Source organism: Mesorhizobium sp. CAU 1732 (assembly GCF_039888675.1).
Lineage (GTDB): Bacteria > Pseudomonadota > Alphaproteobacteria > Rhizobiales > Rhizobiaceae > Aerobium.
In genome coordinates, this window is record NZ_JBDQQR010000001.1 from 1,866,530 (window position 1) to 1,887,099 (window position 20,570).

Consider the following 20,570-nt stretch of genomic DNA (forward strand, 5'->3'; position numbering starts at 1 on the left):
CTCGGTCTAGAAGAAGCGTTCGCGGACGTAGATCGTGTCGCCCGGCAACATGGGATCGGATGTCGCGACACGCCCCGTCATGACTTCTCCGTTGATGTCGCGTGTAATGTCTACGCTCGCCTGGTTGGCGCGCGGCGTGTAGCCGCCGGCTGCCGCGACGGCCTTCTGGACCGTCATGCCCGGCACGTAGGAATACTGGCCTGCCGCGCCCACTTCGCCCATCACGAAAACGGGTCTGTAGCGATCGACCTCCACGGATACGTCGGGGTCGCGCAGATAGCCGTTGCGCAGCTTGCTCGCGATCTGTTCCTCGATCTGCTGAACCGTATAGCCGCGCGCCGCGATGGACCCCACGAGCGGGAACGCGAGGTAGCCCGACTGGTCGATCGCATAGGTATTGGTGAGCGTTTCCTGCTCGAAGACGGTGACCCGAATGCGATCGCCCGCATCGAGGACATAGGGCTTGTCGATGGCTTCATGGAATGCCGGGGGCGCGGGGCGATAGCCCGAACATCCGGAAACCACGGTGGCGGCTGCGGCAAGCATCAGTGCGGCTGCGAACTGGCTTTTCATTCCGAACGACGACCTTCTGCAGTGTCCGCGGCGGTAGCCTTCGCGGAGCCAACGGTCTTGTTATCGATCTGTTAGGGTTAATGTCGGGTAAAGAACGCGCGGAAATCGTCGGTGGACCGCCTGCCGTCTTAACCTTTGATTAGCAAAGAAAAACGGTGCGTTACCGCCTCCTTAACGTGGCGGTTACCATACTTCTTTACGGTGCAGCCAGTGTTTGTTGGAGTGAACGCACATGACTGGTGCACGTCCGGCCGTCAGCGACGTCGACGTCGATCTGGGGCGCCTTTTCGGCAGCCTTTTGCGGAACTGGTTCCGGATATTGCTCGTCGCCATCGTCGTCACGGTGGCGGCTGTCGTGCTTGCGTCTCTCGCGACCCCGATGTACCGCGCCGAGACGCGCATCCTGATCGAAAGTCGCGAGGCGAGTAGTTCGGTATCGGATGCCGATCGCCCGCTCTTGGACGAAGAGGCCATCACCAGCCAGGTCGAGGTCATCGCGTCGACCGACATCCTGCGCGAGGTGGCCCGCAAGCTCAATCTGGCGGAGCACGAGGAATTCGGAGGTTCGGCCGAGCCATCCGCGCTGCGCAGTTTCCTCGTTATGGCGGGCCTGAGCAACGATCCCAGCCGCGCATCACGCGACGACCGTGTCCTCAAAGCGCTCCGCGAAAACCTGAACGTCTACCGTGTGGATCGGTCGCGCGTCATCGACGTGCGTTTCTCCTCCTCCGATCCGCAACTTGCTGCGGCGGTCCCCGAAGCAGTCGCAGATGCATATCTCTCATTTCAGGAGCAGGCGAAGCGCCTGTCGAACGCCGATGCAACGCGGTGGCTGCAACCGGAGATCGACGATCTTCGCCAGCGTGTTCGCCAGGCCGAGGCGCGCGTTGCCGCCTATCGCGGCCAGAGCGATCTGTTCGTCGGGCAGAACAACTCGGTTCTTGCGACGCAGCAGCTTTCCGAACTCTCCAGCGAGTTGACGCGGGTGCGCGCGACGCGCTCGGCTGCCGAGGGCAGGGCGGAGGCGATCCGCGCCGCGCTTCAGTCGGGTGCGGCGATCGACACGGTCGCCGATGTGCTCAATGCTCCGCTGGTCCAGCGTCTGCGCGAACGCCAGATCCAACTGACGTCCGATCGCGCCGATCTGGCGACGTCGCTGCTTGGCAACCACCCGCGCATCCGCGCGATCAACGCGCAGCTTGCCGAGAGCGAATCGCAATTGCGCACCGAGATGGGCAAGGTTCTGCGCAGCTTCGAAAGCGAGGCATCGACGGCCGAGGCGCGCGAGCAGCAGTTGCTTACGGACCTCAGCCGTCTCAAGGTCGAGTCGGCGCGTGCCGGCGAAGACGAAGTCGAGCTTCGCGCACTGGAGCGCGAGGCCTCGGCAGAACGTGCGCTGCTCGAATCCTATCTTGCCCGCTATAACGAAGCCGCATCGCGTGCCGACGGCACCTATCTGCCGGTGGATGCGCGCGTCTTCTCCCGCGCGAGCGTGCCCTTCGAGGCCTATTTCCCAAAAGTTCTGCCGATCGCGATTGCCGCCTTCGTAGCTGCGTTGCTGGTCACCGCCGTCATCATCCTTCTGCGCGAACTGTTCAGCGGCCGCGCCATGCGACCAGCCGAAGGCGCCTTCATACCGGTCGAGCAGGTGGTGATGCCGCCCGTCACGGCTCTTGAAGGTGATGGCGAGGAAGACGATCTGCGCGCCGCTTCCGCCCCGTATGAACACAACGACCACGATCTCGTCGCCTATGGCGAAGATCTGGATAGTGACGACGCCCTGCGCGAGATCGCGGATGAAGCCACGCCTGCGCCGGTGATGGCGGAGCGCAACGAGCTTTCGATCGGCGCGGCGGCGGAGCGTCTCGTGGCCACCGGCGCGATCCGGGCGATCTTCGTCTCGCCGGAAGGCGACGAGGCGGCGGCATCGTCGGTGATGGTCGCACGAGCCGTTTCCGATGCAGGCCTGCGCGTGCTCTTCCTCGACCTGACCTCCTCGGGCTTGGCGTCGGCATCCATGCTGGAAAGCGGGCGCTATCCCGGCATCACCAATCTTCTGGCCTCCGAAGCCCAGTTCGCCGACATCATCCGTGGCGATCTCTATTCGGACTGCCATGTGATACCGATGGGCACGGCCGAAACCGCCAAGGCGATGCGCGCCATGGATCGCCTGCCGATCATCATGAGTTCGTTGACCACTGCCTACGACATGGTGATCGTGGAATGCGGCCCGACCGATGCCGACGGCATCAGCCGCGTCATCGGCGAGGGCAGCGAGATCTTTGTCAGCGTGATCGAGCCCGAGGATGAGGCGGTCGGCCAGACCACCGCCAACCTGTCCGAGAATGGCTATGAGAACGTCCTGCGCGTGACCCCTGTCGGCCAGGAGATGCCGCCTGCGCCGGCCGGCCGTTCTGTCGCCTGACGCTCAGTCGGAGCCTGAAGGCTTCGACGGCGCGCCCCCCGAGCCAGCAACCTTCATCCGCAGGAGCTTCACGAAGGCCCATAGCGCCTCGTTCGACTTCACCGCGCGCACCGCATGAGAACGGGCGAGGCGGTAACTGCACAGCACGCGGCCCTTCGCGCTCAGAGGCAGGACGGTGTCGAACTGCCAGGTCTCGAGGTCGCACCAGCTTCGCTTGTAGTCTTCGTCCCCCACGCTGAAATCGTAGCGCAGCATCCCCAGTTCACAGGCCTGTTGGATCGTCGTGAAGTCCAGGAAGAAACCTGGACTGCCGCCAATGTCGTCGCGGATGCCACCGAACTCGCAGACATAGCTGTCGGATGTGACGCTGACGCCGTTGACCGCGCGGATTTCACCCGAAACCTCGACGCCATGCAGCACGAAGGGCGCGGGCTCATGGGCAAGCGCGTCCCGGAAGAGATTGCGGAAGAACGCCTGGACCTCCGCCGTGCCGAAGACGTTCGGAATGCCCTTGCTGGCAAAACGAGCGGCCTTCATGGCGAAGAAGGCATCGATCAGGCGATCCACCTCCGCGGTCGTTTTCGCCTCGACGAGCGTGTAGCCGCCTTCATCCTCGAACTTGTTCTTCTGCAGCCGCAGCTTCTTGCGCTTGCGCTTGCCGTTGCGGCGCTCGAGCATGGCATCGAGGCCGCCGGCGAGATCGACCGCCAGCGAAACGTTCGGGCTGCCAAGCGTCGCGAGGTTCGTCAGCGGATTGAGGGTTCCATCCTGCGACGGGTTCTGGCGTTCCAGGACCAGGGCGTCGATGTCGGGCCTGGCGTCGTGGATCGCCTTGGTCAGAATGCGTGCCTGCGCCTCCGTGATCGGTTCGCGGCCACGCTGTGCCGGCACGACATTGCCATTGGCGTGGCTGCCGCCGACGAAGCGCGCCAGCCGGAACGGGCCTTGCTGCACCACTTCGAGCGCGATCGCGCAGACCGGGCGTTCGCTGTCGTGAAGCGTGGCAATGACGGCATCCGCGCCCGTGGCCTGCACCCAGGCGCGAATCCACACCGGGTGCTGCGCAGGTCCATGCACCGCGTCGCGGCACAGGCTCTCATAGCTTGCGAATGCCGCCTCGTCAGCGGGGGTGACCGTGACCGAGATACGATCGGCGCCGCTTCTCGAAAGCGTGGGCTCCGGCATGACCGTGCTCGCACTGATTTTTGCGGCGTCAACCATAACGCAATCCTTCCCCCGTAGATTCTGCATATGATCGATCCGCAGATGCGTCTCGGTCAGCGCGGGGAGCCTAGCTGGAATTGGTGAATCAATGATCGACGCACGTGAAATTGCCCGCAAATCCATTCTAGGGGCCGCGCACTACTCGGGAATCTCCTCGATCGCGGCGCCGTTTCTCGCCGGCGCGGGCGCGATTCTGATGCTGCACCGCGTCACTGAAACGCCTCGATCGCCGCTCGGCCTGAACAGCCATCTGGCGATCTCTCCTCATTTTCTCGATGGCCTCCTGTCGGATTTGAAGCGGTCGGGCGCGTCGGTCGTTTCGCTCGACGAGCTTCTGGACGAATTGGGCAGCGGACGGGGCCGTCGTCTCGTCGCGATCACCGCCGACGACGCCTATCTCGACAATCTGCGCGAGGCACTGCCGGTTCTTGAAACGCACAATGCACCCTTCACGGTCTATGTCGCGCCGGGCCTCACCAGCGGAAAGGTCCTGCCATGGTGGGAGGTCGTGGAAGAACTGGCGGCCCAGCGCGATCGGCTTGAGTTCTCTGTCTCCGGCGAAAGACAGACGCTCGACTGCTCGACGCCGCGTCTGAAGCGTGACGCGGCGCGCCGGCTGATGGAACACATTGCAGGTGAAATCCCCGAGGCCGAGCAGCAGCAATTCCTGCGTGATCTCGGAGCCGAGGATCTTGGAGGCACGCCGCGCCGCTTCATGGATTGGGATGAGATCCGCCGGCTGTCGGCGCATCCGCTCGCCACGATTGGGGCACACACCGTTCATCACTACAATCTGATGCGGTTGCCGGAAGAAATGGCGATGCTGGAGATGATCCGCTCGGCGGCCATCATCGCAGACGAGACCGGAACGCGTCCGCGCCACTTTGCCTTTCCATATGGATACGAGGCTGCCGTCGGTGAGCGTGAGGTCCGGCTGGCCCGCCAGGCGGGCTTTGCCTCGGCAGTCACGACGCGCCACGGCGTGCTCCAGGCCGGCCACGCCGAACAACCGCATGCCCTGCCGCGCATTTCCGTCAACGGCCGTTTTCAGCGCGTCGGCTATGTCCGCACGTTGTTGTCCGGGATAACGACGCCGCTGTCGAACGGCGGCAAGCGGTTCGTGACGATTTAGATCAGCCTGCGCGCGAGCGCGGCTCCTTCACCATCCATTTGATGATGAGCATCGCGGGAAGCACCCACAGCAGGCCCGTGAACAGGAAGTAGGCGAGGTGAACCAGCGGGCCGGATTCGGCCAACTGCGCGACGGCAATGATCGTTGCGAAGATCGCATAGACCGAGACCAGCAGCACCAGCAGCACGGTTCCGATCAGCTTCTTGAGACGTACGGGCATGATTGGCGTCCTTTGGAGCGTCTCATAAGGCCAATAGGCGCGACGGGCAAACCATTTGCCGCACCTCTGCCGGCAGGCGCGACGGCGTGTCGCGTGGCGTGCGCTTGCGCTGCGGGCGGCGATGATCCACGACACGGGCACGAAACCGTTCGCAGGAACGAGCCTTATGGCCGACCAGGCGCTGTCCCCGTCTCATCCATTGAAAGCCATCGAGCGCGAGCGCCGCAACCGCCTCTATGTGCGTGTGTGGCTTTATATCGTGCTTGTCGTGCTTCTGGCGCTTTTCCTCGTCGGCGGCGCGACGCGGCTGACCGGCTCCGGCCTCTCCATCACCGAATGGAAACCGATACACGGCGTCATTCCGCCCATCGGCGAGGCGCAATGGCAGGAGGAACTGGAGAAATACCGCCAGATCCCGCAATACCAGCAGATCAACAAGGGCATGTCCCTTGAGGAGTTCAAGGTCATCTTCTGGTGGGAATGGGCGCATCGTGTGCTTGCGCGGGGCGTCGGCATTCTCGTGGCGCTGCCGCTCGCGTTCTTCTGGGTGACCGGGCGGCTTGAGCGTCATCTGAAGCCGAAGCTCGTCGGTCTCCTGGCGTTGGGTGGCCTTCAAGGCTTCATCGGCTGGTGGATGGTCGCCTCGGGCCTGTCGGAGCGGGTGTCCGTGAGCCAGTACCGACTCGCGACGCATCTGGTTCTCGCCTGCCTGATCTTCACCGCCACGATGCTCATAGCGCGGGGGCTGGCCCCGCATACGGCCGGCCCGGCGCCGGAACGCACGCGCCGCCTTGCCGGCTGGATGGTGGTTCTGGTGCTCATCCAGATTTATCTCGGCGCGCTGGTGGCCGGCCTTCACGCCGGCATGACGTTCAACACCTGGCCCCTGATGGACGGGCGCGTCTGGCCGGACCAGTTGCTGCTGCTCGAGCCGATGTGGCGCAATTTTTTCGAAAACCCGAAGACAGTGCAGTTCGTCCACCGTCTCGGCGCTTACGTGATCTTCGCCGCCGCCCTGTGGCACGCCATCGTGACATGGCGGCAAGCGCCGGGCTCGACGCATGCGTACCGCGCGATCGTGCTGTTCGGGCTGGTGACGTTGCAGGCGGTGATCGGCATCGTGACGCTCTTGACCGTCGTGCAGCTTCACCCGGCGATCACGCATCACGCGCTGGCGATCATCCTGCTTGGTTTTGCCGCCGCGCATTGGCGCGGCACGAAGGGCAGCTATCCGCTGCCGACCGCGATCAGGACCTGACCTGATCGGCGGCAGCGCGAACGGCACGGCCGACCGCAAGGCTCCGCTGCGCTTCCTCGGTGTTGCCGTCTTCCAGATGCCAGGACGCTGACAGCGCGGAAAACGCGAACGCGTAGTCGAGAACTTTTTCGATGTCGCAGGCGAGTTCGCGCGACAGGATCGTCGCCATCGAAACCGCGCGTGCGGGGTCGGTTCGCAATTCGGACTCCACCGGATTGTAGAACAGATTGGCGATGTCGAAGGCGGGGTCGCCCAACACGCCCTTCGCGTCGATCGCCAGCCAGCCACGGTCGCCCGACAGGATGTTCTCGTGGTGGATGTCGCCATGCAGCGGGCGCACGTCTTTCTGATTCTCCAGCAGCCTCGCCGCAATTTCAGCCGCATCCACGAACTGTGAATGTTCGCGGGCGATGCGGTCGGCTTGCGCCTTTGCGAACAGACCGGCGAAGTTCTCGGTCAGGCTGGTCAGCGTGGCAGGCGGGGCTGCATCCCGCGTCGCATGCAGTCGCTTGACCACATCGGCCGCGATCTCGGTCGCTGCATCGTCGCCGTGGTCTTCGAGGTGGGTAAGCAGCGTGCGTTCACCCGCCCATTCGAGCAGCGACAACGCGCCGTCTTCATCGAGCAGCCGGATCGCGCCCGCGCCGTCGATCCAGCGCAGGAAATCGTTGCCGCCGGGCACTTCCTTCTGCGCCAGCACGCTCGCCTGCTTGAGCGCCGCCATGCGTCCGTCAGGAAGCGTGACTTTCCAGACCTTCCCTCCGATACCGTCGGAGAGAAGGTCTGGATCGGATATCTGCCATCTCGGCGGCAGGGCAGGGAGCACTCAGGCCGCCTTGCCCAGCATCAGATCCATATTCTGGACCGCGGCACCCGACGCGCCCTTGCCGAGATTGTCGAGCAGCGCGACGAGGTTCGCCTGCCCGGTATCCTTGGCCCCGAAGACGAAGAGCTTCATACGGTTGGTGTCGTTGAGTTCGGTCGGATCGAGGCGGCCGAGTTTCGCACTGACCGCGAGCGGCACCACTTCGACGATGTCCTGCCCGGCATAATGCGCGTCGAGCGCAGCATGCAGGTCGCCGACCGAAAGATCGCCGTTGAGCTCGGACAGATGCAACGGCACCTGTACGATCATGCCTTGCGCAAAGCGGCCGACGCTGGGTGAGAAGATCGGCCGGCGCGACAGCATGCCGTGAAGCTGCAACTCGGCGACGTGCTTGTGCGTCAGTGTCAGGCCGTAGAGAAAGTGCGGCGCGGCGATGTGGTCGGGCGCTGATGCATCCTCCATCTGCGCGATCATCTGCTTGCCGCCGCCGGTGTAGCCGGACACCGCGTTGACGCTGATCGGATAGTCCGATGGCAGAAGCCCTGCCTGCACCAGAGGACGGATCAGGCCGATCGCACCGGTCGGATAGCATCCCGGATTGGCGACGAAGCGCGCATTGGCGATCCGGTCGGCCTGCTGCGCATCCATTTCGGCGAAGCCATAGGCCCAGTCCGGGTTCACGCGGTTCGCGGTTGAAGTGTCGATCACCCGCGTCGAATTGTTGCCGTCGAGCATCGACACGGATTCGCGCGCCGCGTCGTCGGGAAGGCACAGGATCGCGATGTCGGCCTCGTTCAGCATCTGCCTGCGCATGTCGGGATTGCGCCGCTCGGCCTGCGGGATCGACAGCATGTCGAGGTCGCTGCGCGCGCCGAGCCGCTGCGTGATCTGGAGGCCCGTGGTGCCGTGTTCGCCGTCGATGAAGATTTTCGGTTTCATGGATATCGTCCGTTCGTGTCGTAAAAACAGATGGTTGCGGCGTCCGCCGGAATCAATCCGGCAAGCGCTTGAATCATCGTGTCATCGTCGTGCGCGGTTCTCGGCCAGCAGGCCGAGATAGTGCATCGCGACCGTTGCACCCGCAATCGCCGTGATGTCGGCATGGTCGTAGGCGGGTGCGACTTCGACCACGTCGGCGCCGGCGAGATCGATCCCGCCCAACTGCCGCAACACGGAGAGCATCTTGGCGGAGGAGGGGCCGCCCGCGACCGGCGTGCCTGTTCCCGGCGCGAAGGCCGGATCGAGGCAATCGATATCGAACGTGATGTAGGTTTTCTTGCCGCCGGTCCGCTCATGGATCGCATAGGCGATGTCGGTCGCCTTCATGTCCTCCAGCTCGTAGCCGTAGATGATCTTGATGCCGAAATCCTCGGGCGCATGGGTGCGGATGCCGATCTGGATCGAGCGCTCGGGATCGATGATGCCTTCGCGCGCCGCCCGCGCCACGAAGGAACCGTGGTCGATGCGTTTCGCATCGTCGAACCATGTGTCCTGATGCGCGTCGAACTGCACGAGTGCCAGCGGACCGTGCTTCGCGGCATGCGCCTTCAGAAGCGGCCACGTGACGAAATGATCGCCCCCCAGAGACAGCAGGAAATCGGCCTGCTTGAGAATCTTCGCGGCTTCACGCTCGATCGTCGCCGGCGTCTTCTGGTGGTTGCCGTAGTCGAGCAGGCAGTCGCCATAGTCGATGACCGACATGGCTTCGAACAGATCGAGATTGAACGGATATTGCGGATCGACGTCGAAAATCGCCGACGCACGCCTGATCGCCTGCGGGCCGAAGCGCGCGCCGGGCCGATTGGAGACGGCCGCATCGAACGGGATGCCCCACACGACCGCGTCGGCACCCTTCACATCCTTCGAGAATTTGCGCCGCATGAAGGACAGCGCGCCGGCATATGTCGGCTCGCTCTCGCTGCCCATTGCCTTGCGGGCGGTAAAGGCGCGGTCGATGGCGTTCGATGGCATGCGGTGTCTTTCCTGTGTCGCCCAATCCGACCTGGGCGGTGCCATATAGCAGCAATACAAAAGTCCCGCGACTGCCAGATGTCACTTGGGATCAAACAGGTCCGGATCGATCTCCCTGGCACCGTGAAAAATATGGAGGACGTCCACAGAATCGGCCCCGACACGGTAGAAGATCAGGTAGTTTCCATAGACTCTGCGTCTGATGCCCTTTGCTTCGTAGCCCTTGAGAAACGGATACGCCTGGGGGAAGTCACCCAAGGCGATGCAGCGCTCATGGATATTGTCCAGGAAGGTTTCCGCGTGCGTGAGGCTGTCATTGGCGATGTGACGGGCAATATTGATCGTATCGTTCCACGCCGCGTCCGTGATCACCACCCTCATGACCGGGTGCCGGCCTCGCGTCGAAGCGTTTCGCGCATCGTCTTAAAAGCTTCGTCAATCGGAATGGTACGCCCTGCTTCAGCGTCCGCAATGCCACGCGACAGCGCTTCGTCCAGAGCTTTCATGCGTGCGGCGCGGCTCCGCTCCTGCAGATATCGTTCGCGAACGAGGTTCCGCACATACTCGCTGTTCGACGCGAACGCGCCGCGCTTCACTTCGTCTCGAACGAACTGTTCCAGCTCGTCGGTAAGCGTGAGCGTCATTTGTCCGGCAGGTTTCATAAGTGTATTATAGTGTTTTCCACTGTTCGACGCTACCCAACAAAAAAGCGGACCCGAAGGCCCGCTTTTCCGTCTGTCCGAATTCGCAGCGCTTAGCGCTTCGAGAACTGGAACGAGCGGCGGGCCTTGGCCTTGCCGTACTTCTTACGCTCGACGGTACGGCTGTCGCGCGTCAGGAAGCCGCCCTTCTTGAGCACGCCGCGCAGCGTCGGCTCGTAATAGGTGAGCGCCTTCGAGATGCCGTGACGGACAGCACCGGCCTGGCCGGAGAGACCGCCGCCGATGACCGTCGCGATGACGTCATACTGGCCGTTGCGGGCGGCTGCGACGATCGGCTGCTGCAGGATCATCTGCAGAACCGGGCGTGCGAAGTACTTGTCGTACTCCTTGTCGTTGACGACGATCTTGCCCGAGCCCGGCTTGACCCAGACGCGTGCGATCGCGTCCTTGCGCTTGCCGGTGGCATAGGCGCGGCCCTGCTTGTCCAGCTTCTGGACGTGCACGGGCGCTGCCGGCTGCTCGCCGGCGGTCGCCTGACCGAGTTCTGCGAGGGAGGAAAGGTCAGCCATTATGCGGCCCTCTTGTTCTTGGAGTTGAGCGCGCCGACGTCGAGCGTGACGGGCTGCTGCGCTTCGTGCGGATGATCCGCGCCGGCATAGACGCGAAGGTTCTTCATCTGGCGACGGCCGAGCGGGCCGCGCGGGATCATGCGTTCGACGGCCTTCTCGACCACGCGCTCCGGAAAACGGCCTTCCAGGATGTCGCGCGCGGTGCGCTCCTTGATGCCGCCGGGGTGGCCGGTGTGCCAGTAATACTTCTTGTCGGTGTATTTCTTGCCGGTGAGCGTGATCTTGCCGGCATTGATGATGATGACATTGTCACCGTCATCGACATGCGGGGTGAAGGTCGGCTTGTTCTTGCCGCGGAGGATGTTGGCGACGATGGAGGCGAGGCGGCCGACGACGAGACCTTCGGCGTCGATCAGCACCCACTTCTTCACCACGTCCGCAGGCTTCTGCGAAAAGGTTGTCATGGTTTCTGGCTTTCGTTTGGACCTTGGAAATCAAGGCGTTTCTTGTTGCTTGTGTTGGCAGGATGGCTGGGCCTTCCGTCCAACAAGAAAACGGCGGCTTTCGAGGGCCGCTGCTTCTGGTGGGCTTATATGTGTGACGCACAGAGCAGTCAAGCAGTCGAAATCGCCGCTTAATCGATAAAATCATTCTAATGCAATGGCTTAGGAATGTGGTAATATTTTACCGCAATGAAAAGCACTGCGGCGAGGCCTGCGGAACGCCTCAGACGTCCAAAATTCGATTGCGACCAGCCTCAGGGCTTGAGCACGTACCTGCGTGTGTCCCTGACGTCAGCGCACCCCAGGTTGCGCGTGGCTATTTGTGCTGCGCGCACGGGTTGAATTCAGCTTTCGTCTCCGTATGCTGCGGGCAAATCTCCTTCGATTTTCCGACATGCACAAGGGCCCCAAGCCTTATGACAGCTTTCGCTTTTCGCCATTTGACGCTCACCGTTCTCGTCACCCTGTTCGCGTTTGCGCCGCTCTCCGCGTCCTTTGGCCAAGCGGCTCAAGAACAGCCGGCGCAAGAACAGCCGGCGGGCTATTCCGGTCTGGCCGACCTGCTCGAAAACGATGTCACGCGAAGCGAACTGATCGACGAGTTGCGCCGACTTGCCGGCGAACGCGTCGAGACGACGCCGACACCTGCGCCGGAGAGCGTTTCATTCGCGCGGCGGCTTGCCGGCATGACCCATTACGCGGCGGAGAGGGTGGTCGCCGAGATTGCCGGCATCTACCATCAGGTCGCCGCCTTCGATCGAAGCGCGGTGTCTGCGCAGGCGGCATCGGAGTTCGGATCGGCACTGCTCGAACTGATCGTGGTGATCGTGATCGTGGCCGCCGCGATCTGGCTGCTTCGCAGCATCGCCGCGCGTCTTTATGCGCGATCGTCTGCCTGGGTGGAACGCGGCGACGGCAAACGGTTGTGGCTGAGGCGCGGCGGCGCGGCGCTGTCCTGCGGCCTCGTCGACTTCGCGATCGTTCTTGCCGGCTGGCTCATCGGCTATGCCGCCGCGCTGTTCGTGCTGGGCGAGGGCGGGCGCATGGATACGCGGCAATCGCTGTTCCTGAATGCCTTTCTCGTCGTCGAGACCTTCAGGGTGGTCATCCGGCTCCTGTTTGCAAATCGCTACGATGGATTGCGCCTTCTCCCCGTAAAGGCGGAAGACGCGGCCTATTGGAATGCATGGTTGTCGCGGCTGGGGGGCTTCGTCGGATACGGCATCCTGGTGGCAGCACCCATCGCCGCGACCTATCTGGGCGCCGCTGCGGGGCATCTCTTGTCCGGCGCTGTGTACGCTCTGGCGCTTGCGGCCGCGATTGCGATCATCAGGCAGAACCGGCAGGCGGTGCGCACGCGGTTGGCGTCCATGGCCGAGCGAAGCAATGTCGGCTTCATACGGTTGGCGCTGGGTACGCTGGCGCGCACCTGGCACCTGCTGGCGATAGCCTATTTGACCGCCTTCATCGTCCTCATGGTGGTCCGGCCAGGTGCCGCACTTGGCTTCATGCTCGCTGCGACGGTGCAGTCGATCGGCGCGCTCCTTCTCGGAAGCCTCGTCTCGACGCTCATCGATCGCGGTATCGCGATGGGCATCCGGCTTCAATCGCGGACACGGCAGCAGTTCCCAATGCTGGAAGAGCGGCTGAACGCCTTCGTTCCGGGCACGCTGAAATTCGTGCGCATCCTGATCACCGTGGTCGTTCTCGCGATCATCATCGACGCGTGGTCGGTCTTCGACGTCTTTGCCTGGGCGGGTTCGGAAAGCGGGATGCGGGTTCTGGGCACCTTTGCGACGATCACCCTGATCATCGCCGGAGCCGTGGGTGTGTGGCTCCTGATATCCTCATGGATCGAGCACCGCCTCAACCTTGGCCTCGACGGCAATTCGGTCGGCGCAAGCGCGCGCGAAAAGACGCTCCTGTCGCTGTTTCGCAACGCATTCACGATCGCTCTGGTCGTGGTGGTGACGATGATTACGCTGTCCGAACTCGGCCTGGATATCGGACCCTTGCTGGCAGGTGCCGGCGTTCTGGGTCTGGCGATCGGTTTCGGCGCGCAGAAGCTTGTGCAGGACGTCATCACAGGCGTCTTCATCCAGCTTGAGAACGCCATGAACACCGGCGACGTCGTGTCGGCCGGCGGGATAACGGGCGTCGTGGAGCGACTGACGGTCCGGTCTGTGGGCATCCGGGATTTGTCCGGCACCTATCATTTGATCCCGTTTTCGTCGGTCGATACCGTCTCGAACTTCATGCGCGGCTTTGGTTTCCACGTCGGCGAATACCGCGTCGCCTATCGGGAAAACGTCGATGACGTCATCGAAATTCTGAAGCTGGCCTTCGAGGATTTGCGAAAAGACCCGGATCAGGAGCCTTTCATCATCGATGAGCTCGAAGTCCATGGCGTCACCGAATTCGCGGATTCCAGTGTCACGGTTCGCGTTCGCGTGAAGACCCTGCCGGGCTACCAGTGGCCGGTTGGGCGCGCCTATAACGGCTTGGTCAAGAAGCGGCTCGATGCTGCGGACATCAAGGTTCCCTATCCTCATCTGACGCTGAATGTCGGCGAAGCCGGCCAGGTAATCGAGACGCCGTCCGGAAAGTCCGGGAGCAGATCGACCGGCAAGCCGCGTCCGGCGCGCAAGCGGGTGTCTGGCCCTCGAAAGGCCCCTGCGCAGGATATCCCGTCACAGGACGAGGTCGACCGGTGATGGTCAGCCGCGCTTGGGCGGAATCGAATAGGTTCCACTGGCGTGCGCCACGACGTGTTTGTCGGGGCCGGCCACCATTTCGATATCGAACACCATCAGGCTGCGCCCCAGCTTGAGAATGCGGCAGCGGCCGTCGATCGGGCCGGGCTCGGCCTTGCGCATGAAGTTGATGTTCAAATTGGTCGTGACCGACAGGGCGTCGGGCCCGGCATGCGAGAGCACGCAGACATAGCCGCCGATATCGGCCAGCGTGAACAGCGATGGTCCCGACACGGTGTTTCCCGGTCGCAGATGCCGCTCGCCGGCATTCAGGCGCACCACGCAGCCGCCGGGGAACACGTCGGTGGCGAGATAATCCGCATAGTGCTCGTTGAGTTGCGGGTAGATTTTTTTCAGCAGGACGTTGATCTCGTCCGCACTCATGACCGGGATATGCGGGTTCATGGGTCCTCCAACCTCCTGCGGATGCTCCCGACGGCAGCTTCCGTTTGCGTAAACGTCAATCGAGTTTGGACATTTCACGCCTTTTCATCAAGCCGCCGCGTGCTAGTTTCCCTCGCTTGGTATGGATGGCATGCGGCATTGCCCGGGAGACTTGAATGGCGGATATCGTCGCGTTGCGAAAAAGTGAGGCCGCCGGGCCGTTGGTGTCTGCGCTCGACAACGGCGTGCTCCGGCTGACACTGGACAGTCCCCCGGCCAACGCCTTGTCCGTCGAGATGATGGGGGCGTTGCAGGAAGCGCTCGATGCAGCCCGCGACGACCCGGCAGTGCGTGTGGTCGTGATTGCAGCAACGGGCAAGGTGTTTTGCGCCGGGCACGATCTGAAGGAATTGACCGACCGTCGCGCCGATGAGGATCGCGGAAAGGCGTTCTTCAAGCTCACCATGAATGTCTGTTCGCGGCTCATGCAGTCGATCGTGCGACTGCCTCAGCCGGTCATCGCGGAGGTCGATGGCGTGGCGACGGCCGCCGGCTGCCAGCTCGTCGCAAGCTGCGATCTTGCGATCGCTTCGAGCGAGGCGACGTTCGCCACGCCCGGCGTCAATATCGGGCTGTTCTGTTCCACGCCCATGGTCGCGCTGTCGCGCAACATCTCGCGCAAGCATGCGATGGAGATGCTGCTGACCGGCGAAACGATCGAGGCAACGACGGCGCGCGAATTTGGTCTGGTCAACCGCGTCGTTCCGCCCGAATATCTGAATCAGATTGTCACCAAATATGCGCAAACCATTGCTTCGAAATCGCCTTTGACGCTGAAGATCGGCAAGGAGGCCTTCTACGAGCAGGCGGAGATGAGCCTTTCCAGCGCCTACGCGCATACGGCGAGTGTCATGGTGGAAAACATGCTGGCGCGCGACGCGGAAGAGGGCATCGGCGCCTTCATCGAAAAGCGCAAACCGGAGTGGACCGGGGAATGAAGATGGAACCGCGCGTGTCGATCATCACGCTGGGCGTCGACGACCTCGATCGGGCCTATGCGTTCTACGAGGCCATGGGTCTCGAGCGCCACAAAAGGTTCACCGACGGCGTCGCCTTCTTCCAGATGGGCGGCTTGATTCTCGCGCTCTGGCCGCGCGAGGAACTGGCTCAGGACGCCGGGCTTCCGCGCTACCGCCAGGCTGCCGGTCGCGCCACGATCAAACTGCCCGGCGGCGCGGAGCATGAGATCGAGGGGGCGTCTCCCGGCGTCGCGCTCGCCTACAACACGCGCACCCCCGGCGAGGTGGCCGAGGTTCTCGCGATGGCCGAGCGGGCAGGCGGGCGTGTGCTGAAGCCGGCCGGCAAGGCGTTGTGGGGCGGCATCCAGGGCTATTTCTACGACACCGAAGGCAATCTCTGGGAGGTCGCCTACAATCCCGACTTTCCCATCGACGCGGAAGGGCGCATATCGCTTCCTGAATGAACCACGATTCCTACGACAATTCCTACATCGCCGGCATCCTGAACAGCGTGAAGACGATCGCCATCGTCGGCGCGTCTGCAAACGACGTTCGGCCATCCTTTTTCGTCACCAAATACCTGATCGACAAGGGATTTACCGTCTTCCCGATCAATCCCGGCCATGCCGGCAGGGAGATCCTCGGCCGGATGACATATGCGAGGCTGGCCGACGTTCCGGAGCCGATCGACATGGTCGATATCTTCCGCGCCTCGGCAGCCGTTCCACCGATCGTGGACGATGCGCTGGCGCTCGACCCGCTGCCCAAGGTGATCTGGATGCAGTTGACAGTGCGCAATGACGAGGCGGCGGCCAGGGCCGAGGCAGCCGGCCTGCAAGTCGTGATGAACCGCTGCCCGAAGATCGAATATGCGCGGCTCGCCGGCGAGATCGGCTGGAACGGCGTCAACAGCCGCGTGATCTCGTCGAAGAAGCCCCTGATGCGCAAGGGCTTCCAGAGTTTCGGTATCCGCCAGAAGTAAAAAACGAGAATGAAATTGCGCGGTTTCAGGCGATGCCGCCGCCGGAGCCGTGTTGCGCCCGAAAGAGTGGAAAAAACGCCTTTGCCTTTCGGGCGGGGCTTTGCGAACAATGCCCCTGACACAGCAGACGTTCAGGAGGAAATCATGTCGCAACGCACGCCCGGCTTCAACACGCTCGCAATTCACGCTGGCGCCCAGCCGGATCCGGCAACGGGCGCGCGCGCCACGCCGATCTACCAGACCACCTCCTATGTGTTCGACGATGTCGACCACGCGGCGTCGCTCTTCGGCCTGAAGGCGTTCGGCAACATCTACACGCGCATCATGAACCCGACGCAGGCGGTGCTGGAAGAGCGCGTCGCGGCGCTGGAGGGCGGCACGGCCGCGGTGGCGACGTCGTCCGGCCACGGCGCGCAGCTTCTCATCTTCCACACGCTGATGCGGCCGGGCGACAATTTCGTCGCCGCGAAGAAGCTGTATGGCGGGTCGATCAACCAGTTCGGCCATGCCTTCAAGAATTTCGGCTGGGAGGTCCGCTGGGGCGACACCGGCGACCTCTCGACCTTCGAGAGCCAGATCGACGACAAGACCCGCGCGATCTTCATCGAAAGCCTCGCCAATCCGGGTGGCTCGTTCGTCGATATCGAGAAGATCGCCGAGATCGCCCGCAAGCACGGCCTGCCGCTGATCGTCGACAACACGATGGCGAGCCCGTATCTGCTGCGCCCGATCGAGCACGGCGCGGACATCGTCGTCCATTCACTGACGAAGTTCATCGGCGGCCATGGAAACTCGATGGGCGGCATCATCGTCGATGGCGGCACCTTCGACTGGTCGAAGTCCGGCAACTATCCGATGCTGTCGGAGCCGCGGCCCGAATATGGCGGCATCGTGCTGCACGAGACGTTTGGCAATTTCGCCTTCGCGATTGCCTGCCGCGTTTTGGGCCTGCGCGATTTCGGCCCGACCATCTCGCCCTTCAACGCCTTCCTGATCGCGACCGGGCTCGAGACCCTGCCGCTGCGCATGCAGCGCCATTCCGACAATGCGCTCGAAGTCGCGCGCTGGCTCAAGAAACATCCGAAAGTCGCGTGGGTGTCCTATCCCGGCCTGCCCGACGATCCGAACAATGCGCTGGCGAAGAAGTACTCGCCGCTCGGGTCCGGCTCGGTCTTCACCTTCGGGCTCAAGGGCGGCTTCGAGGCAGGTTTCAAGGTCGTCGAGGGCGTCGAGCTGTTCTCCCACGTCGCCAATATCGGCGACACGAAGTCGCTGATCATCCATCCGGCCTCGACCACCCATCGCCAGCTCACCGACGAGCAGAAGACGGCGGCGGGCGCGGGTGCCGACGTCATCCGCCTCTCGGTCGGCATCGAGGATGTCGCGGACATCATCGCCGATCTGGACCAGGCGCTGGCCAAGGCGTGAGCCGCCGCGACAGGAGCGCATCCATGACGGACGTTTTGATGATTCCGATGACGACCGTCGATGTCGAGCCGGAAGAGGGCGCTCCGGCGCCCGACCGGCTGATCGACGGCTCGCCGAAATTCCGCACCTGGAACGTCGAGGAAACGGATGGCGGCGTCTATGCCGGAATCTGGGAAGCGACGCCCGGCAAATGGCGCATCGAATATGACGAGTGGGAGTATTGCCGCATCCTCGACGGCGTCTCGATCATCACGCAGGACGATGGCGCGGCGCTCACGGTCCGCGCCGGCGATAGCTTCATCCTCAGACCCGGCTTCAAGGGATCGTGGGAAGTCGTTGAAACGACTCGCAAGGAGTACGTGATCCGGCTTTGAATCATCTTTGCCGGTTGGCTCTGACGCATTTGCAACATGATTTGTATTTACATTGCCCACACGCTCCCTTATGTGGAGGCGAGTTTATCCACTCCCGAGCTCGATCAGTTAGACTCGTGGAAAAGGATGGAGTCTGCAATGTCCGCGTTGAAAAAGACCAAGACTGTCAATCTCAGGATCGAACCGGAAACCCACGATCTTATCGCCCGGGCCGCTGAGGTCTGCGGCAAGAGCATCACCGCATTCATGACCGAAGCGTCGGTGTATTCGGCGCAGGAGGAACTGCTGGACCAGCGGTTCATCGGCGTTCCGTCCGACGTCTTTGATGCGGTGAACGAAAAACTGGCTGGACCGGGAGTTGCGCGCGACCAACTCGTCAAACTGTTCGAGAACCAAGTAACCTGGATCGATTGATGGGATACAGGAAGCCTGTCCCAATCGCTGAACAGCATATCGTGGCAGACTTTCAGTCCGGCAAGCCAGCGCTAGACGACTGGCTGAAGGATATGGCGCTCTACAATCAGGCGCAGGGTTACACGCGAACATTCGTGATAGCTGACGAAAGCTTCAACGTCGTCGGCTATCACTCCGTTTGCGCGGGCATGATCCACCGCAATGACGTTTCCCGCTCCTCGAAGGGTTCAAAGGCGCCTCCCGAATTGCCAGTCGCGGTTCTGGCGCGGCTTGCTGTGACGAAACAGCATCAGGGCAGGGGATTGGGGCCGGCACTCCTGCGAAACGCACTGATGAGTGTCGTATCGGCAGCACAACTCGTCGCCTTTCGTGGGGTGATCGTGCATGCCATCGATGACGACGCGGTGCGCTTCTATACGAAATACCAGTTTCAGCCGACCAAGGGGATGGAGCGGCGGCTCATCTTGCCCACCAAGGATATCGTAGCGTCGATCGCGCAAGTCACTCGATAGCCTGATCTACTGGTATCTCTTCTCATGGAGCGGTTAGTTCCACCGACAAATCAGCCGTTCCAGTCCGTGGAAATGGTAGATGTCGCGATAGGTCGATTCGTCCGCCAGCCTGAGCCCGGGCAGCCGCTCGAACAGCACTTTCAGCGCCGCCTGCAACTCCAGCCGCGCCAGTGGTGCGCCGATGCAGAAATGGATGCCGGCCCCGAACGAGACGGTCTTCTGGTCCGCTCGGGCGGGATTGAAGTCGAGCGGTGCCTCGAACGCGTTGGCGTCGGTGTTGGCCGCGCCGAGAAGCAGGCCGACCTGTTCGCCCGATCCGAGCGACGCCGGGCGCGAGTTCGACCTCCTCATAGGCGTAGCGCGTGAACATGTGCAGCGGCGCGTCGAATCGCAGGCATTCCTCCACCGTGGCGGCGGCGTTTGCGGCCGTGTCGAAGAACCGCCGCGGGTCTCCGCCGAGCCGCAGGATCGTGCGCACCGCATTTCCGGTCTGGTGAACGGTGGCCTCGTGCCCGGCATTGAGGAGCAGGATCGCCGACGAGACCAGTTCGTCCTCGGATAGTTTTTCGCCGTCTTCCCGCGCGGCGAGCAGCACGCTGAGAAGGTCGTCGCCGGGATCGTTGCGTCGAAGCGCGGCGTGATGCCGGATGAATTCCGAAAACGCCTTGGCGGATGCGTTGGCCTGCCGTGCCACGGCCTCGGTCGGATTGTGGATGTACATGCGGACCATGTCGTTGGACCACGCGACGAGTTGCGGACCGGTCTCCGCCGGGACGCCCATCATCTCGGCGATGATCGTCGCGGGGATGGGCGTTGCGAAGGCCGATATGAGGTCGACCTGGCCGTCGGCCTCGAAGCCGTCGATGAGGCGATGCGCAAGCGCTTCGGCGCGGGGCCGCAGGCGCTCGACCTGGCGTGAGACGAAGGCGCGGTTCACGAGCGTGCGCAGCCGCGTATGTGTGGGCGGTTCGACCTCCAGCAGGGAGCCTGTCTCGGCGCGGTCGAAATCGACAAGATGGCTGCGGTCGCCCGCCGCCGTCACATGCGCCATGTAGCCGCCGGGACGCTCCCGCCCGAATCGTCGGTCGCGGAAGGTGCGGTTCACGCCGTCGAAGGAGGCATGGCACCACAGTCCGAACTCCTCCCAGAAGAAGAGCGGGCAGGCGGCATTGAAAAATGCATACGCATCATAGGGATTCTGCACGAAAACCGGGTCGTGCGGGTCGAGCCGGACGCGTTTCGTGGCGGAATCGTAGGCGAGGTACTCTGGCGGAGCGGGCGTGTTCGACATGCTGGCACATAGCCCGACTTGCATAGGACGTTCCAGCCCGTATGGTTTGC

Annotated in this window: 22 protein-coding genes and 1 pseudogene; 11 read left to right on the plus strand and 12 right to left on the minus strand. The window is 62.9% G+C overall.

What is annotated here, in order from left to right; genetic code table 11:
- Nucleotides 1-6 precede the first annotated feature (6 nt).
- Nucleotides 7-573 carry a polysaccharide biosynthesis/export family protein gene (locus AAFN55_RS09155; RefSeq protein WP_347798540.1) on the minus strand — a complete coding sequence of 189 codons (567 nt, stop codon included), beginning with the start codon at nucleotides 571-573 and terminating at the stop codon, nucleotides 7-9.
- 232 nt (nucleotides 574-805) lie between these two features.
- Between AAFN55_RS09155 and AAFN55_RS09160 the strand changes: the two genes are divergently transcribed.
- Nucleotides 806-2,998 (plus strand): exopolysaccharide transport family protein, encoded by a 2,193-nt coding sequence (locus AAFN55_RS09160; protein WP_347798541.1) that lies wholly within the window; start codon nucleotides 806-808, stop codon nucleotides 2,996-2,998.
- Between the two features lie 3 nt (nucleotides 2,999-3,001).
- On the opposite strand, the gene AAFN55_RS09165 is transcribed toward AAFN55_RS09160, so the two are convergent.
- On the minus strand, nucleotides 3,002-4,219 hold the full coding sequence (locus tag AAFN55_RS09165; RefSeq protein ID WP_347798542.1) for a GNAT family N-acetyltransferase: 1,218 nt from the start codon (nucleotides 4,217-4,219) through the stop codon (nucleotides 3,002-3,004).
- 91 nt (nucleotides 4,220-4,310) lie between these two features.
- Here AAFN55_RS09165 and AAFN55_RS09170 point away from each other — a divergent pair, with 91 nt between their 5' ends.
- Nucleotides 4,311-5,354 carry a polysaccharide deacetylase family protein gene (locus AAFN55_RS09170; protein ID WP_347798543.1) on the plus strand — a complete coding sequence of 348 codons (1,044 nt, stop codon included), beginning with the start codon at nucleotides 4,311-4,313 and terminating at the stop codon, nucleotides 5,352-5,354.
- A 1-nt stretch (nucleotide 5,355) separates the two neighbouring features.
- Here the strand turns inward: AAFN55_RS09170 and AAFN55_RS09175 are convergent, their stop codons facing one another.
- Complete coding sequence (locus AAFN55_RS09175; protein ID WP_347798544.1) at nucleotides 5,356-5,574, minus strand: DUF2842 domain-containing protein; 219 nt, start codon at nucleotides 5,572-5,574, stop codon at nucleotides 5,356-5,358.
- A 166-nt stretch (nucleotides 5,575-5,740) separates the two neighbouring features.
- Between AAFN55_RS09175 and AAFN55_RS09180 the strand changes: the two genes are divergently transcribed.
- On the plus strand, nucleotides 5,741-6,832 hold the full coding sequence (locus AAFN55_RS09180; protein WP_347798545.1) for a COX15/CtaA family protein: 1,092 nt from the start codon (nucleotides 5,741-5,743) through the stop codon (nucleotides 6,830-6,832).
- Here AAFN55_RS09180 and AAFN55_RS09185 read toward each other — a convergent pair.
- The 7 genes from AAFN55_RS09185 to rplM all read right to left on the minus strand — a co-directional run bounded on the left by AAFN55_RS09185 (nucleotide 6,822) and on the right by rplM (nucleotide 11,324).
- Complete coding sequence (locus tag AAFN55_RS09185) at nucleotides 6,822-7,658, minus strand: aminoglycoside phosphotransferase family protein (RefSeq protein WP_347798546.1); 837 nt, start codon at nucleotides 7,656-7,658, stop codon at nucleotides 6,822-6,824. The genes AAFN55_RS09180 and AAFN55_RS09185 overlap by 11 nt on opposite strands.
- On the minus strand, nucleotides 7,659-8,597 hold the full coding sequence (argC, locus tag AAFN55_RS09190; RefSeq protein ID WP_347798547.1) for an N-acetyl-gamma-glutamyl-phosphate reductase: 939 nt from the start codon (nucleotides 8,595-8,597) through the stop codon (nucleotides 7,659-7,661).
- A gap of 81 nt (nucleotides 8,598-8,678) precedes the next feature.
- A complete protein-coding gene (speB, locus tag AAFN55_RS09195; RefSeq protein ID WP_347798548.1) occupies nucleotides 8,679-9,629 on the minus strand; it encodes an agmatinase in 951 nt (316 codons plus the stop codon).
- An 81-nt stretch (nucleotides 9,630-9,710) separates the two neighbouring features.
- On the minus strand, nucleotides 9,711-10,010 hold the full coding sequence (locus AAFN55_RS09200) for a type II toxin-antitoxin system RelE/ParE family toxin (RefSeq protein WP_347798549.1): 300 nt from the start codon (nucleotides 10,008-10,010) through the stop codon (nucleotides 9,711-9,713).
- Nucleotides 10,007-10,273 (minus strand): type II toxin-antitoxin system ParD family antitoxin, encoded by a 267-nt coding sequence (locus AAFN55_RS09205; protein WP_347798550.1) that lies wholly within the window; start codon nucleotides 10,271-10,273, stop codon nucleotides 10,007-10,009. Before AAFN55_RS09205 ends, AAFN55_RS09200 begins: the two co-directional genes overlap by 4 nt.
- A gap of 110 nt (nucleotides 10,274-10,383) precedes the next feature.
- A complete protein-coding gene (rpsI, locus tag AAFN55_RS09210; RefSeq protein WP_347798551.1) occupies nucleotides 10,384-10,860 on the minus strand; it encodes a 30S ribosomal protein S9 in 477 nt (158 codons plus the stop codon).
- Nucleotides 10,860-11,324 carry a 50S ribosomal protein L13 gene (gene rplM, locus AAFN55_RS09215; RefSeq protein ID WP_347798552.1) on the minus strand — a complete coding sequence of 155 codons (465 nt, stop codon included), beginning with the start codon at nucleotides 11,322-11,324 and terminating at the stop codon, nucleotides 10,860-10,862. The genes rpsI and rplM overlap by 1 nt, the downstream gene beginning before the upstream one ends.
- Before the next feature lie 455 nt (nucleotides 11,325-11,779).
- On the opposite strand from rplM, the gene AAFN55_RS09220 reads away from it, so the two are divergent.
- Complete coding sequence (locus AAFN55_RS09220; protein ID WP_347798553.1) at nucleotides 11,780-14,077, plus strand: mechanosensitive ion channel domain-containing protein; 2,298 nt, start codon at nucleotides 11,780-11,782, stop codon at nucleotides 14,075-14,077.
- Between the two features lie 3 nt (nucleotides 14,078-14,080).
- Here the strand turns inward: AAFN55_RS09220 and AAFN55_RS09225 are convergent, their stop codons facing one another.
- Nucleotides 14,081-14,521 (minus strand): PaaI family thioesterase, encoded by a 441-nt coding sequence (locus AAFN55_RS09225; protein ID WP_347798554.1) that lies wholly within the window; start codon nucleotides 14,519-14,521, stop codon nucleotides 14,081-14,083.
- A gap of 155 nt (nucleotides 14,522-14,676) precedes the next feature.
- Here AAFN55_RS09225 and AAFN55_RS09230 point away from each other — a divergent pair, with 155 nt between their 5' ends.
- The 7 genes from AAFN55_RS09230 to AAFN55_RS09260 all read left to right on the plus strand — a co-directional run bounded on the left by AAFN55_RS09230 (nucleotide 14,677) and on the right by AAFN55_RS09260 (nucleotide 19,229).
- Nucleotides 14,677-15,498 (plus strand): enoyl-CoA hydratase, encoded by an 822-nt coding sequence (locus AAFN55_RS09230; RefSeq protein WP_347798555.1) that lies wholly within the window; start codon nucleotides 14,677-14,679, stop codon nucleotides 15,496-15,498.
- A 2-nt stretch (nucleotides 15,499-15,500) separates the two neighbouring features.
- The gene (locus AAFN55_RS09235; protein WP_347800228.1) at nucleotides 15,501-15,983 is read left to right on the plus strand and encodes a VOC family protein; all 483 of its coding nucleotides are present in this window, start codon (nucleotides 15,501-15,503) and stop codon (nucleotides 15,981-15,983) included.
- Complete coding sequence (locus tag AAFN55_RS09240; RefSeq protein WP_347798556.1) at nucleotides 15,980-16,501, plus strand: CoA-binding protein; 522 nt, start codon at nucleotides 15,980-15,982, stop codon at nucleotides 16,499-16,501. Before AAFN55_RS09235 ends, AAFN55_RS09240 begins: the two co-directional genes overlap by 4 nt.
- Before the next feature lie 144 nt (nucleotides 16,502-16,645).
- The gene (locus tag AAFN55_RS09245; RefSeq protein WP_347798557.1) at nucleotides 16,646-17,929 is read left to right on the plus strand and encodes an O-acetylhomoserine aminocarboxypropyltransferase; all 1,284 of its coding nucleotides are present in this window, start codon (nucleotides 16,646-16,648) and stop codon (nucleotides 17,927-17,929) included.
- Between the two features lie 23 nt (nucleotides 17,930-17,952).
- Nucleotides 17,953-18,303, plus strand: coding sequence for a cupin domain-containing protein (locus AAFN55_RS09250; protein ID WP_347798558.1), 351 nt, complete (start codon nucleotides 17,953-17,955; stop codon nucleotides 18,301-18,303).
- Nucleotides 18,304-18,441: 138 nt separating this feature from the next.
- Nucleotides 18,442-18,717 carry a DUF1778 domain-containing protein gene (locus tag AAFN55_RS09255; protein WP_347798559.1) on the plus strand — a complete coding sequence of 92 codons (276 nt, stop codon included), beginning with the start codon at nucleotides 18,442-18,444 and terminating at the stop codon, nucleotides 18,715-18,717.
- A 41-nt stretch (nucleotides 18,718-18,758) separates the two neighbouring features.
- Nucleotides 18,759-19,229 (plus strand): GNAT family N-acetyltransferase, encoded by a 471-nt coding sequence (locus tag AAFN55_RS09260; RefSeq protein WP_347798560.1) that lies wholly within the window; start codon nucleotides 18,759-18,761, stop codon nucleotides 19,227-19,229.
- A gap of 33 nt (nucleotides 19,230-19,262) precedes the next feature.
- On the opposite strand, the pseudogene AAFN55_RS09265 reads toward AAFN55_RS09260, so the two are convergent.
- A pseudogene (locus AAFN55_RS09265) lies at nucleotides 19,263-20,520 on the minus strand (cytochrome P450).
- Nucleotides 20,521-20,570: the final 50 nt, after the last annotated feature.

Coding starts and splice junctions, on each gene's coding strand:
- argC (WP_347798547.1), bottom strand. CDS start 8,597: ATGAAACCGAAAATCTTCATCGACGGCGAACACGGCACCACGGGCCTC.
- rplM (WP_347798552.1), bottom strand. CDS start 11,324: ATGACAACCTTTTCGCAGAAGCCTGCGGACGTGGTGAAGAAGTGGGTG.
- AAFN55_RS09205 (WP_347798550.1), bottom strand. CDS start 10,273: ATGACGCTCACGCTTACCGACGAGCTGGAACAGTTCGTTCGAGACGAA.
- AAFN55_RS09175 (WP_347798544.1), bottom strand. CDS start 5,574: ATGCCCGTACGTCTCAAGAAGCTGATCGGAACCGTGCTGCTGGTGCTG.
- AAFN55_RS09180 (WP_347798545.1), top strand. CDS start 5,741: ATGGCCGACCAGGCGCTGTCCCCGTCTCATCCATTGAAAGCCATCGAG.
- speB (WP_347798548.1), bottom strand. CDS start 9,629: ATGCCATCGAACGCCATCGACCGCGCCTTTACCGCCCGCAAGGCAATG.
- AAFN55_RS09235 (WP_347800228.1), top strand. CDS start 15,501: ATGGAACCGCGCGTGTCGATCATCACGCTGGGCGTCGACGACCTCGAT.
- AAFN55_RS09250 (WP_347798558.1), top strand. CDS start 17,953: ATGACGGACGTTTTGATGATTCCGATGACGACCGTCGATGTCGAGCCG.
- AAFN55_RS09240 (WP_347798556.1), top strand. CDS start 15,980: ATGAACCACGATTCCTACGACAATTCCTACATCGCCGGCATCCTGAAC.
- AAFN55_RS09155 (WP_347798540.1), bottom strand. CDS start 573: ATGAAAAGCCAGTTCGCAGCCGCACTGATGCTTGCCGCAGCCGCCACC.
- AAFN55_RS09200 (WP_347798549.1), bottom strand. CDS start 10,010: ATGAGGGTGGTGATCACGGACGCGGCGTGGAACGATACGATCAATATT.
- rpsI (WP_347798551.1), bottom strand. CDS start 10,860: ATGGCTGACCTTTCCTCCCTCGCAGAACTCGGTCAGGCGACCGCCGGC.
- AAFN55_RS09245 (WP_347798557.1), top strand. CDS start 16,646: ATGTCGCAACGCACGCCCGGCTTCAACACGCTCGCAATTCACGCTGGC.
- AAFN55_RS09165 (WP_347798542.1), bottom strand. CDS start 4,219: ATGGTTGACGCCGCAAAAATCAGTGCGAGCACGGTCATGCCGGAGCCC.
- AAFN55_RS09220 (WP_347798553.1), top strand. CDS start 11,780: ATGACAGCTTTCGCTTTTCGCCATTTGACGCTCACCGTTCTCGTCACC.
- AAFN55_RS09170 (WP_347798543.1), top strand. CDS start 4,311: ATGATCGACGCACGTGAAATTGCCCGCAAATCCATTCTAGGGGCCGCG.
- AAFN55_RS09255 (WP_347798559.1), top strand. CDS start 18,442: ATGTCCGCGTTGAAAAAGACCAAGACTGTCAATCTCAGGATCGAACCG.
- AAFN55_RS09225 (WP_347798554.1), bottom strand. CDS start 14,521: ATGAACCCGCATATCCCGGTCATGAGTGCGGACGAGATCAACGTCCTG.
- AAFN55_RS09160 (WP_347798541.1), top strand. CDS start 806: ATGACTGGTGCACGTCCGGCCGTCAGCGACGTCGACGTCGATCTGGGG.
- AAFN55_RS09230 (WP_347798555.1), top strand. CDS start 14,677: ATGGCGGATATCGTCGCGTTGCGAAAAAGTGAGGCCGCCGGGCCGTTG.